The 11,831-nt window shown below is 40.0% G+C and carries 11 protein-coding genes; 9 read left to right on the plus strand and 2 right to left on the minus strand.

Features of this window, described 5'->3' with window-relative positions; translation table 11 throughout:
• From ACIROD_RS15415 to chbG, 4 genes are read left to right on the plus strand one after another with little or no spacing between them, the layout of a single operon-like run.
• Nucleotides 1–1,350 (plus strand): PTS sugar transporter subunit IIC, encoded by a 1,350-nt coding sequence (locus ACIROD_RS15415; protein WP_034313464.1) that lies wholly within the window; start codon nt 1–3, stop codon nt 1,348–1,350.
• Between the two features lie 17 nt (nt 1,351–1,367).
• Nucleotides 1,368–1,715 carry a PTS sugar transporter subunit IIA gene (locus ACIROD_RS15420; RefSeq protein ID WP_230177452.1) on the plus strand — a complete coding sequence of 116 codons (348 nt, stop codon included), beginning with the start codon at nt 1,368–1,370 and terminating at the stop codon, nt 1,713–1,715.
• Nucleotides 1,712–3,055 (plus strand): 6-phospho-beta-glucosidase, encoded by a 1,344-nt coding sequence (locus ACIROD_RS15425; RefSeq protein ID WP_101224721.1) that lies wholly within the window; start codon nt 1,712–1,714, stop codon nt 3,053–3,055. Before ACIROD_RS15420 ends, ACIROD_RS15425 begins: the two co-directional genes overlap by 4 nt.
• Nucleotides 3,052–3,783 (plus strand): chitin disaccharide deacetylase, encoded by a 732-nt coding sequence (gene chbG / locus ACIROD_RS15430; RefSeq protein WP_101224722.1) that lies wholly within the window; start codon nt 3,052–3,054, stop codon nt 3,781–3,783. The genes ACIROD_RS15425 and chbG overlap by 4 nt, the downstream gene beginning before the upstream one ends.
• Nucleotides 3,784–3,878: 95 nt before the next feature.
• On the opposite strand, the gene ACIROD_RS15435 is transcribed toward chbG, so the two are convergent.
• Both ACIROD_RS15435 and ACIROD_RS15440 read right to left on the minus strand, forming a co-directional pair.
• A complete protein-coding gene (locus tag ACIROD_RS15435; protein ID WP_402941900.1) occupies nt 3,879–5,060 on the minus strand; it encodes an NAD(P)/FAD-dependent oxidoreductase in 1,182 nt (393 codons plus the stop codon).
• A 39-nt stretch (nt 5,061–5,099) separates the two neighbouring features.
• Nucleotides 5,100–5,537 (minus strand): helical membrane plugin domain-containing protein, encoded by a 438-nt coding sequence (locus tag ACIROD_RS15440; protein ID WP_101226037.1) that lies wholly within the window; start codon nt 5,535–5,537, stop codon nt 5,100–5,102.
• Nucleotides 5,538–6,487: 950 nt separating this feature from the next.
• Here ACIROD_RS15440 and ACIROD_RS15445 point away from each other — a divergent pair.
• From ACIROD_RS15445 to ACIROD_RS15465, 5 genes are all read left to right on the plus strand, one after another.
• The gene (locus ACIROD_RS15445) at nt 6,488–6,943 is read left to right on the plus strand and encodes an SMI1/KNR4 family protein (RefSeq protein WP_101226038.1); all 456 of its coding nucleotides are present in this window, start codon (nt 6,488–6,490) and stop codon (nt 6,941–6,943) included.
• 72 nt (nt 6,944–7,015) lie between these two features.
• Nucleotides 7,016–7,723, plus strand: coding sequence for a response regulator transcription factor (locus ACIROD_RS15450; RefSeq protein ID WP_402941903.1), 708 nt, complete (start codon nt 7,016–7,018; stop codon nt 7,721–7,723).
• Nucleotides 7,720–8,781 (plus strand): sensor histidine kinase, encoded by a 1,062-nt coding sequence (locus ACIROD_RS15455; RefSeq protein WP_101226040.1) that lies wholly within the window; start codon nt 7,720–7,722, stop codon nt 8,779–8,781. The genes ACIROD_RS15450 and ACIROD_RS15455 overlap by 4 nt, the downstream gene beginning before the upstream one ends.
• Before the next feature lie 98 nt (nt 8,782–8,879).
• The gene (locus ACIROD_RS15460) at nt 8,880–9,656 is read left to right on the plus strand and encodes an ABC transporter ATP-binding protein (protein ID WP_402941905.1); all 777 of its coding nucleotides are present in this window, start codon (nt 8,880–8,882) and stop codon (nt 9,654–9,656) included.
• Nucleotides 9,634–11,574, plus strand: coding sequence for an FtsX-like permease family protein (locus tag ACIROD_RS15465; RefSeq protein WP_402941907.1), 1,941 nt, complete (start codon nt 9,634–9,636; stop codon nt 11,572–11,574). Before ACIROD_RS15460 ends, ACIROD_RS15465 begins: the two co-directional genes overlap by 23 nt.
• Nucleotides 11,575–11,831 lie beyond the last annotated feature (257 nt).

Below are 11,831 nucleotides of genomic sequence, written 5' to 3' on the forward strand. Positions count from 1 at the left end.
ATGATGACTTTTATTGATAAGTATATTATGCCTGGGGCGGTAAAGGTAGGGAATAACCGGCATTTGCTTGCAATTCGTGACGCATTGATTGGAATGATAGCGATTACAATGATCGGGTCATTCGCCGTCCTGTTTAATAATCTAGGGCAAGTCATCAAGCCTTACGGAAGAATGATGGAGGCCATCTTCGGTCCTGCATGGAATACGCTCGGCGGTGATATTTGGTTTGGAACCTTTGCATTCATGACGGTATTCGCTGTATTCGGCATTTCTTATAAATTGGCACGATCATACGGTGACGATGGTTTTGAAGCGATGCTGGTATCCGCAGCCTGTTTCTTCTTACTATTGCCTCAAATCGGAAATGTCACTTTAACCATCGATGATAAGGATGTTACTGGCGGGGCCTGGGGTTTTGTAAGCGTAAACTATTTTAATGCTACAGCCCTCTTTACAGGAATTGTCGTTGCCTTGATAGCCACTGAAATATTTGTGAGACTTTCCCGAGTGAAGTATTTAGTCATCAAGCTTCCTGATGGAGTACCTCCTGCGGTTGCCCGTTCATTTGCAAAGTTAGTGCCGGGTATGGCAACGATCTTTATCGCTGGTATATTCGGACTGCTGTTCCGTAAAGCTACGGATGGGCAGGTATTGAATGACTGGTTGAGTAAAGTGATCGTATCTCCATTACAAAGTGCAGTAGATTCATTGCCATTCGCTATTTTACTAGTATTTCTTGTTCATTTATTATGGATGATCGGTTTGCATGGACCCAATATCCTTGGTGGGATAACGACACCGCTTTTTGAAAGTTCAGGAGTGAAAAATATCGATTTATATGCAAAAGGCGTCAAAGACATGGACCAATACGGGGTATTGGCGGGTTCTTTCCTGGATGCATTTGTTTATTTAGGCGGATCTGGTGCAACATTGGGCCTAATCATTGCAATGATCATTGCCGGCCGGAAACGGTATAAACAGATGATTGCACTCGGAGGGGCACCAGGAGTGTTCCAGATTAACGAACCCATTCTTTTCGGATTGCCTATCGTTCTGAATCCAATGTGGTTCATCCCATTTGTTCTCGGCCCGGTAATTACAACGGTGATCTCTTATATCGCGGTAAGCAGCGGAATGGTTTTCCCGATCGTCGCTAAGATTCCATGGGTTACCCCGCCGATTGTGGGTGGATTCCTGGCCACAGGCGGACATGTATCTGGAGCGGTTTTGGCTGCAATCAATCTAGTCATTTCAACAGCTATTTATTTACCATTCGTTTATGCTCAAGTGAAGATAGACACCAAAAATGAAACAAAGCTTACAAAAGATTCAGAAACGCTAAGCCTTTAAGAAAGTAGTGATGAAAAATGGAAAAAGAAGAATTATACCAGCTATCCTTTCAATTGATTTTATATAGTGGGAATGCGAGAAGCTTTGCAATGGAAGCGTTGCAGGAAGCAAAGAAAAAGGATTTTGATTCTGCACGATTGAAAATCGCCGAGGCGGAAACGGAATTACTGCAGGCCCATAAATACCAAACTCAATTAATTCATGCCGAGGCGGGCGGGGACCATTTTGATCTTCCCATCATCCTAGTGCATGCACAAGATCATTTAATGACGGCGATGACAGTAAAGGATCTTGCACTGGAAATGATCGATCTACGCGAAGAATTCTTACATGCAAATGTTGTGAAGGAGAGGGCTGCCGAATGAGCAAGGGGCTGAAAATTGTCACGATTGGTGGAGGATCGAGCTATACGCCAGAACTGATCGAAGGATTCATTAAATATCATGAAGAACTTCCCGTGAGTGAAATTTGGCTCGTTGACATCGAAGCGGGAAAGGAAAAGCTTGAAATTGTCGGGAATCTGGCAAGAAGGATGATTGAAAAGGCTGGTGTGAATATTGATGTCCACCTCACGCTAGATAGAAAGAAAGCGCTTAAAGGCGCAGATTATGTAACAACCCAGCTGCGGGTTGGCCAGCTCGCAGCAAGGGCACTTGATGAAAAGATTCCATTGAAACACGGAGTGATCGGACAGGAGACGAATGGGCCTGGTGGGCTTTTCAAGGCTTTTAGAACGATTCCCGTCATTCTGGATATTGCTCATGAAATGGAGGAATTATGTCCGGAAGCATGGCTGATTAACTTCACGAATCCTGCTGGAATGGTAACTGAAGCAGTTCTGCGTCACAGTAATATTTCCAAAATCATCGGACTTTGCAATGTGCCGATTGGTATGGAACGAGGTGTTGCGGATTTAATGGATGTAGAGCCATCAAGAGTCCGGATCGACTTTGCCGGCTTGAACCATATGGTTTACGGATTGGATGTATTCGTTGATGGGGAGAGTGTCAAAGATCAAATCATCAATTTGATTACTGATCCAGCTAAAGCTGTCACGATGAAGAATATCCATGCAATGGGCTGGGAGCCGGAATTCCTTAGAGCGTTAAATTTGTTTCCGTGTCCATACCACAACTACTATTACAAAACGGGGGATGTGCTGGCCCAAGAATTGAAGGATGCAGAAAAAGGGGAAACACGTGCAGAGGTCGTTCAAAGACTTGAAGCAGGTTTATTCGAGCTATACAAAGACCAGGATCTGGCTATCAAGCCGCCGCAGCTTGAAGAGCGCGGAGGTGCGTACTACAGCGATGCGGCTGTACGGTTGATTTGCTCGATGCATACGGATAAGCGAGATATTCAAGCGGTAAATACGGTCAACCATGGTGCGATAGAAGGCATCCCTTACGGCTCGGCGATTGAAACCAGTTGCGTGATAACTAAGGATGGACCTAAGCCAATCAACGTAGGAGAGCTTCCTGTCGCTGTCCGCGGATTAATTCAGCAAATCAAATCCTTTGAAAGGGTAGCCATCGAAGCTGCAATTTCGGGGGACTATGATACTGCGTTGCTTGCCATGACGATCAATCCACTCGTTCCAAGTGACCGGGTTGCAAAACTTATCTTAGACGAAATGCTGGAGGCACATAAAGATTATCTGCCGCAGTTTTTTGAAAAAAAGGAGTTGCAGGATAATTTATCATGATTGAAGTCCTTGTAAATGCAGATGATTTCGGGTTAACTAAAGCGGTGAATTATGGGATTTTGGATAGCCACAAATATGGAATTGTCAATTCGGCAACGATCATGATGAATGCGCAAGCAACGGAGCATGCGATCGAAATCGCAAAGAAGACACCATCGTTGAAGGTAGGTATACACTTAGTGCTGACATGGGGGAAACCTTTGTTGAGTGATGTTCCGAGTTTGGTTGATGAAGCTGGTTTCTTTAAGAAGCAAGGGTTGGTATATGGGGATCCTGCCGGTATTTCCTTGAGCGAATTGGAGAGGGAGTGGTCAGCACAAATCGAAAGATTCTTGGAATTTGGTCTATTCCCGACTCATTTTGACAGCCATCATCATGTACATGGGATCACAGCATTTCTACCGGTTATTAAAAAGCTGTCAGATAAATATGGATTGCCAGTGCGTAATGCCGGAAGGCACCTTGCTGGGATTCAAACCGTTACAGATGTATTCCTGGATGATTTTTATGGAGAAATGGTGGTTGAAGATTACTTTCAAAACTTGAAGGGGAGGGTAATGGATGGGGCGAGCGTGGAGATAATGACTCACCCTGCTTATATGGATGAAGAATTAATGGAAGTCTCCTCATATAATGATAAACGTTTAAAAGAAACACGGATCCTGACAAATGCAAAATTACCTGAGGGATTTTTCCTTAGATTCAGCATCAACCAGGTTAACATTTGAATTTTGATAAATACAGCCCTTTAATTGCAAAAGAGGACCATTCATCCAAATGATGAATGGTCCTTTTAAATTCAATGAGTGCTTTATCTTAAAAATTAATAAGCCAAGCTGAATAGGGCTTTGATGTGTGATAGATAGCGAACATTACTTGCTTCTTTCATCAATGTAGCCGGAAGTCCTTTAAGGGACGTGTTATTGGCCCCAACCGTTGCCACCGCATCCTTACGGCCAAGGCTCGCAAGCGTACCTGAGTTTACAGGCGAAAATGCTTCAAGTTTCTTGCCTTCAAAGGCTGCAAATAGGTTGTAACCAACAAGCTCACCCATTTGCCAAGCATTTTGAGCAGTAGGAGCGTATGGACGGCCGCCTTCTGGAGGGAAAGCAACGGCACTGTCCCCGACAACGAATACGTCTTTATGGGATTTGGATTGCAAATACTCATTAACGGTTGCTTTGCCGCGATCCACTTCAAGGCCTGATTCGCCTACGATAGGAAGAGCCGCAACTCCGCCTGTCCAAACAAGCGTATTGGCCGTTATCGTTTGTCCATCTTTCAATTCGATTTGATTGCCTTTAACACCCGTTACAGGCAGACCTGTCAAGAATTCAACGCCGCGTGCTTCCAAGCTTGTCATCGCACGTTCGATTAAGTGGTCAGGCAGGACCGGAAGGATTTTTGGACCTGCTTCCACAAGCTTGATTTTCAAGTCCTTGAAGTCCACTCCGAACTTTTTGGCAATTTTAGGGAAATGATCCACGATTTCACCGATTAATTCGACGCCCGTCAAGCCGCCGCCGCCGATCACGATGGTTGCGTCCGCTTCATTATTCGTTTGTGCATATTCGCGAATGCGATCTTCGATATGTTTGTAAATCTTGTTTGCATCATTTACGGATTTCAAGACCATGCTGTTTTCCTCAAGTCCCGGAATGCCGAAGAATCCTGTTTGGCTTCCCAAAGCAACAACTAGGGCATCATAAGATAAAGTGGAACCATTGGCAAGTTTCACTTCTTTGTTATCGACTGAGAAAGACTCCACTTTGGAAATGACAAGGTCGATATCTTTTCCTTTTAAAAGCTTTTCCAACGGAATGGAAACGGCTTGTTCGGAAATGGATCCGCCTGCAAGACGGTGCAATTCGGTGATGATTTGGTGCGTTGGAAATTGGTTCACCACTGTAACCTGCACTTCATCTCTTTTGTAATATTCACGTACGGATAAGGCAGTTAGCAATCCAGCGTAACCTGCACCTAAGATGACGATTTGTTTTGACATAGTTAATCCCCCGTCCTTACTGATTGAAAGTTAATCAAATTATTTTTGGTTTTTACGTTCTGAAGAGACTTCAAGAAAAGCTTGGGCGAAACGGAAAAGCTTTTGTGCTTGCGGGTCTTTCATCATTTTTAACAGACCAAAAAGACCGATCACATCAGTATTCGCTTCTGCACGATCCTTAGCTTCGATGGCATTAGCCGCAAGACCTTTCACTGAACCCACAACAGGTGTAGCAATCTCCGAAATGGCGCTGACCGTATCATTTTTCAAGACATCATCAGTCGCAACCGATTGAGCGAAATCATAAGACTTTGTTAAAATATTCACTAACTCAGTCAGTTTTGGTAACTGCTCAACTAAAGTGTTCAATGATTCCTGAACCTCAGGCTTTAAAAGCTGATCTAGGATATCCAATTGTTCTTGGTTTGCAGAAATATTAAGTGTTTCATGTTCAGGTTTTGTGACTACATCTACCATATCTAATTCCCCTTTAAACTTATTTATTTTGATTTATGTGTTTTCCGCCGATACTACTAATCATACGACTCTAATCTCTTAATTTCAAATATTTCTTTTGTGATACGAATATAATTTTAATAGATATAAATAAGAGTTATTAGGTGGGTTTGAAGATTTATCTTAATATTCCGAGAAAATATTAAGATTATTCTGATGATAATACCTTTTTTCTCATTTCCTATAATATAGAACACTATAATGTCTAAAATTTTTGAATATGCCATGCTTGAATGAGACCCAAGAATATTTTATCTGATTTTGGGTAAATAATATTATCGGAATTGGAGATGATGCCTTTGGTAGAACGCAGGATGTTAAAAATCCGTGGTGAGAATATTGAAATATCCTCTAGGTACAATGAAAAATATAGTAAATGGAATTGTACAGCTAAAATTCCCAATAGTTCCATCATTGCTTATTGTCGTGATAAGAATAAGCTACGTGCTGAGACAGTTTCTATGAGCAGGTTATTAATTACTTATGATGACTATAAAATTATCTGAGTCGTAAAAGGCGCCAACCTTGAAGAGGAAGTGGGCGCCTTTTTTATAGAATAATATTTTTATCTGCGATATCGAGAATATATCTTCGGAAATGGAGATATATCATCGAAAACTCCTGATTTATCTACGAATTATACGATTTATCGATTTTTCGACATAAATAAGCTAACTTTTTATGAAAAGAAACGAAATTGTCAAAAAAAATATCAGATAATACTGAAAAGAATAGTAAAATTATGTTAATATATTTAAAAAAAGTATTATTTTCTAATAAAAATGAATAATCTATTTTTAAAGGATCTCCATAAATGGAGTGTAGGAGCTGGCCATTTTATAAGCAGCGATTAGCAAGTGAAATAGCCTTATAGAATAAAATTATCAATTAAATGAAATGGAGTCGATACAATGGTTAATATTACCGGATATGGCAAAGCAACACAAGAAGCAGTGAATAATTTTCAGGAATTTGTGGGTTTTGAAATCCCTGCAGATTATCAACAATTTCTCCTTAAGCATAATGGCGGAACAACAGCGGTCCAAAACTGTAAGTTTTATGTAGATGGATTAGACACACTCGTTTGCTTAAATGTACTTTATGGATTAGAACTTCAAGATAAAGAACTGAATTTACAAAAATGGCATGAAGAAAACAGAGATGACTTACATAAGAATTGCATTATAATAGGTAATGATACATGTGCAGGTAAAATCTTGCTGATAAATAACGAAGAGGAAAAGGGAGTTTACTTCTGGGATCAGGGTTGGTACTCGGATCCATCAAGCCAGGATGAAAATATTTATAAAGTTGCATCGAGTTTTAAATCCTTCATTGAGGGATTGAAAATCCCGGAAGAAATCTAATTTTATTGTAATCCCCTTGATTGGCTCATACCATTCAAGGTTTTTTATTGTCATGTTAATGAGGAGAAAAAGATGTATAAAATATTATTGGTTGAAGACGATTCCAAAATAGCTGGTATCTTGGTCAATTACTTAAAAAGGTATGGGTATGAGGTTTTTGAAGTGAAGCAACTGAACCAAGTCTTTGCGGAGTTCCAAGAGATAAAGCCGGATTTAGTTTTATTGGATATTAATCTGCCCTATTATGATGGTTTCCATTGGTGCCGGCTAATAAGGACGGTTTCAAAGATTCCCATCATTTTCATCTCTGCAAGGACAGATGAAATGAACCAAGTCATGGCCATTGAATATGGGGGAGATGATTATTTAACGAAACCGTTTCATTTGGAAGTGGTACTGGCGAAAATAAAGAGTGTCCTACGTAGGGTTTACGGTGAATATGCGGAAATATCTTCATTCCACCAACAAATAAAGGAAATAGATGGATTAACGCTTTATACGGAAAAAGCGATGATCGAATACCAAGACAATCAGGTAACGTTAACCCAAAATGAGTTGAAATTATTGAGTTGTTTACTACGACAGTATGACACCATTGTCTCGCGTGAAGATTTGCTTGAAGCATTATGGAATGATGATTCATTTGTAGATGACAATACATTGACCGTCAATGTTACAAGGGTTAGGAAAAAACTTGAGGATATCGGCGTCAAGCATGCCATAACAACCAGCAGGGGAAAAGGATATCGACTAAAAGTAATGCAAGGTGAAGAAAAGTGAATCTAAAATCCTTTTTCAAAGACCGTCTTTACTTTATATTTTATACCGTTCTATTGGTAAGCCTGCTTATTATTGCTTATGCACTAGCCGTTCTGGAAGCGGGGAATCACATATCGGTTTCAAATATCATCTATTTAATTATTCTGGCGTTGTTTATGCTGCTTTTATTTTTAGCGGGCGATTATATAAGGCATTACCGTTTTCTTAGTCAATTAACAAGGATGAAGCAAGAACCGAGCTTATCATTTGAGTATGTCGAAGCTTTTAGGGACCCCCTGTCAAATGAACAAAAGTTGTGGATGGATCTTTTTCAACAAATGAACCAGGTAACAATTGGGCAATTACAAGAACAAATCAAACAGAAGGAGCAATATGAACTGTTGATTCATCAATGGGTTCATCAAATGAAGACTCCTGTTTCAGTCATTTCCTTACTGGTTCAAGAAGGCAACAGGACATTTTCGGATGAGCCGATGAAGGCTTATCTAAAAGAGATAGAAGAAGAAAATGATCGATTTCGCAGAGGGCTGGAAATTATATTGCATGGAGCAAGGCTTCAGCGTTTTTCGGAGGATGTAAAATCGGAGCGGGTTGACTTAATTAATTTAGTCAAGCAAGTGATTAACGAGGAAAAGAAACAGTTCATCAAACGGTTCATTTATCCCAGGCTTGAAACGGAGCTTGAGAATGTATATGTGCATTCGGATCGTAAGTGGCTCCACTTCGCCATTAGTCAGGTGGTCTTTAATGCGCTGAAGTATTCAAGGCAGGAAAAGCATGACAGCATAACGTTCAACATTGTTGAAAAAGAGTCGGAGATATTCCTAAGGATAACAGATCAGGGAATTGGAATTGTCCCGCATGATGTAAAGAGAGTGTTTGATCCATTTTTTACTGGAGAGAACGGGCGAGTCCAACAAGAGTCAACTGGAATGGGACTATATCTAGTGAAGCAAATCGTTAACAGACTTGGGCATGGCGTTACGGTTCAATCGACTGTATCCGAAGGGACTACAGTGGAATTTTTCTTTAAGACAAATACCTTACATGAAAGGTGACAGAATTGTAAGGGTGTTAAACGAATATGTAATAAACTTCGATGGGAGCCTCCCTCTTTATTCATTATACTTACGGTAAGAAAGGGAGGTATTTTCGGATGTCAATTTTAAAAGCGGAACAATTATCCAAAACTTATTTTCAAAAGCAGGGGAATTTATTTCATAAAGCACTACATAATTTCACCATGAATGTACAGAAAGGGGAATTTGTCGGCGTGATGGGTCCATCAGGCAGCGGGAAAACCACTTTGCTTAACTTAATGGCCACGATTGATAAGCCCACAACAGGTAAAGTCATTCTAAATGATCAAAATCCTAATGAATTAAAAAATCAGGAACTTGCATTATTTCGCAGGAGGGAAATTGGATTTGTTTTTCAGGACTTCAACCTTCTTGATACACTTACCGTTCGTGAAAATATCCTCCTTCCTTTAGCGTTAGATCATTATAAACTGCAGGAAATGGAAAATAGGGTAAATCAGTTGGCGAACCTTCTTGGTATTGAAGGAATTTTAGAAAAGCGGACTTTTGAAATTTCCGGAGGTCAGCAGCAACGAACGGCTTGTGCAAGAGCGATGATTCATGAGCCTTCCATTATTTTAGCGGATGAACCTACTGGTAATTTGGATTCCAAATCTGCCAAGCAGGTAATGGATACCCTCACTACTCTTCAGGAGAAAAAGGGGGCAACCATCCTCATGGTCACACATGACCCGACCGCCGCCAGCTTCTGTGACCGGATTCTATTCATAAAGGATGGTAAGTTCTTTTCGGAGGTTCACAGCGGAGGGGAAAGACAGAGCTTCCATCAAAGGATTTTAGATACGTTAAGCGTTTTGGGAGGAGTCTATCATGAACATCCGACTTCTCGCTAAGAGAAATATCCAAGGAAATGCCCAACGTTATCTAGCTTATTTTTTCAGTATTGTCCTTTCGGTCTCAATCTTTTTTATTTACGCATCATTTATCTTTCATCCAGATGTGGTCCATGCGAATATCCCTGGGGGCCAGTTAATTAGTAAAGGACTCATTGCAGCTGAGATAGTGATCATCATATTTTCAGTTTTCTTTATCGCTTATTCGAATGCCGCATTTATACAGCCGCGAAAAAAAGAGTTTGGGCTGCTGACACTGCTTGGAATGTCCAAATCCCAATTAAGAAAACTGATTTACCTCGAGCAAACGATGGTTTCCCTCATATCTATCCTTATAGGAGTGGGGGTGGGGTTTTTGTTCTCAAAGTTATTTTTAATGGCAGTTTCTTGGTTATTGGCTGTAGAGCAACCAATATCCTTTGTCTTTGTCCCTGAGGCCTTTGTTTATACGATTGTCGGTTTCATCTTGCTATTTCAGCTATTATCGCTTCTTTCATTATTCCAGATTGGAAATGCGGAGGTAGTCGATTTATTAAAAGATAAACAAAAACCAAAAAAGGCGCCCCTCGTTTCAAAGTGGTTAATTGCAATATCAGCCGTTTGCTTAAGCATTTCTTATTACTTGGCAGCCACGATGTCGTTGAACAATTCTTATATTCGAGTGATGCCCATTTTATTCTTCGTACTGATCGGCACCTATTTTTTATTCAGCCAAAGCATTGTCGCTCTATGCAGCAGGCTTTATCGGAAGAAGAAAAGCTTATATGGTGGAACGAATTTAATTACGCAAACAAACCTGATATTTAATATTAAGGACTATTCCAGGTTATTCTTTTTGACCTCGATCATTACAGCTGTGATTTTGACAGCTGCAGGAACACTTTTCATGTTCAGTGCAGATTTAAAAAAGCAAGGGATCGATAACATTCCGCAATCAATTGGCTGGGTTGAAAAGGACGCTTCCATTTATTCCGTTATTGAACCATCCGCAGTGGAGAAAACATTAAAGGAAGATGGATTCAAGATCCTTTACGAAGTTAATATGACAGGTGTGCCCATTTCACACATGTTACCCCATATGAGAACGGGAGAATCCAATAAAAATTGGTCATTATTAATCTCGGAAAGTGATTATAACAATGCGGCTGCATTGCGAAAAATTGATCCAGCAAAGCTATCTGGAAAAGAAGCGTTATACATTTTTCCTTATGGAGGACTCGACTATCAATTTGTCCAAAAGGGTGAACAAAAGGAGCTTCAATATGGTAAACAAATCATACAGGTAACAATGATTGGTCAGCGCAATCAATCGATAGTCGCTCCAATAAAATCAGCAACGACCCTGATGGTGGTCGATGATCAGCTGTATCATGAAATCACTGCTGATGTGCCTTTAAAAGATAAGGTAAGAGTACGAGGGTATGAAGTTAAAGACTGGGAAGAATCAATGGAAACAGCTGCTAAAATCGAAAAAATGTCTAATAATCCTGACCATAATCAATTGCAAACAAGAGCTCCGATTTATCAAGAAATGAAACAGGGAAGCATGTTGATTCTTTTTATCGGCTTGTTTGTCAGTTTATTATTCTTTATCGTCCAAGGGAGCATGATGTATCTGCGAGTTTTTACGAATTTAGAAGATAAAAAAATCCAAATTCATGCCCTACATCGATTGGGACTGACAAAAAAAGAAATACGGCAAATTTTAAGTGCGGAAATACGTATCCTCTTTTTCGCTCCTTTTCTGATAGGAATGCTTCATGCCATAATCGCCTACGTGGCATTAAGCAATTTATTGGGATCCAACTTGTTCGTCTATTCTGCTATGGTCATCGGAACGTATTTTCTTTTTCAACTGCTATATTATCAAGCAACAAAAAAGATTTATGAGCGGGCAGTCATCAATTCGATTAAATAAAAGCTATCATTCGTAAATGGAATCAGGGGGTCAGGTCCTGATTCCATTTTTGTTTTCCTTAATGATAAATTAGTTATTATGTACTATTGAAAGGGGAGTGATTAAACTATTGCCTCGAATAATTAATGTAAAAAGTGTGAATTATGGTGTAATTTTACACATTTAGCCTTTAGATTCTTGTAATATTTTCATATAAAGGGTAAAATTATTTATTTGAAAGAGAAAGTGCCAAACCAAACATCATCAATCCCCCCCTT

The sequence above is a fragment of the Peribacillus sp. NPDC101481 genome (assembly GCF_044767165.1).
Taxonomy (GTDB): Bacteria; Bacillota; Bacilli; order Bacillales; family DSM-1321; genus Peribacillus.

What these genes read in the sequence shown, in the direction of transcription:
- ACIROD_RS15440 (WP_101226037.1), bottom strand. Translation starts at nt 5,537, where the DNA reads ATGGTAGATGTAGTCACAAAACCTGAACATGAAACACTTAATATTTCT.
- ACIROD_RS15465 (WP_402941907.1), top strand. Translation starts at nt 9,634, where the DNA reads ATGAACATCCGACTTCTCGCTAAGAGAAATATCCAAGGAAATGCCCAA.
- ACIROD_RS15445 (WP_101226038.1), top strand. Translation starts at nt 6,488, where the DNA reads ATGGTTAATATTACCGGATATGGCAAAGCAACACAAGAAGCAGTGAAT.
- chbG (WP_101224722.1), top strand. Translation starts at nt 3,052, where the DNA reads ATGATTGAAGTCCTTGTAAATGCAGATGATTTCGGGTTAACTAAAGCG.
- ACIROD_RS15435 (WP_402941900.1), bottom strand. Translation starts at nt 5,060, where the DNA reads ATGTCAAAACAAATCGTCATCTTAGGTGCAGGTTACGCTGGATTGCTA.
- ACIROD_RS15450 (WP_402941903.1), top strand. Translation starts at nt 7,016, where the DNA reads ATGTATAAAATATTATTGGTTGAAGACGATTCCAAAATAGCTGGTATC.
- ACIROD_RS15415 (WP_034313464.1), top strand. Translation starts at nt 1, where the DNA reads ATGATGACTTTTATTGATAAGTATATTATGCCTGGGGCGGTAAAGGTA.
- ACIROD_RS15460 (WP_402941905.1), top strand. Translation starts at nt 8,880, where the DNA reads ATGTCAATTTTAAAAGCGGAACAATTATCCAAAACTTATTTTCAAAAG.
- ACIROD_RS15420 (WP_230177452.1), top strand. Translation starts at nt 1,368, where the DNA reads ATGGAAAAAGAAGAATTATACCAGCTATCCTTTCAATTGATTTTATAT.
- ACIROD_RS15425 (WP_101224721.1), top strand. Translation starts at nt 1,712, where the DNA reads ATGAGCAAGGGGCTGAAAATTGTCACGATTGGTGGAGGATCGAGCTAT.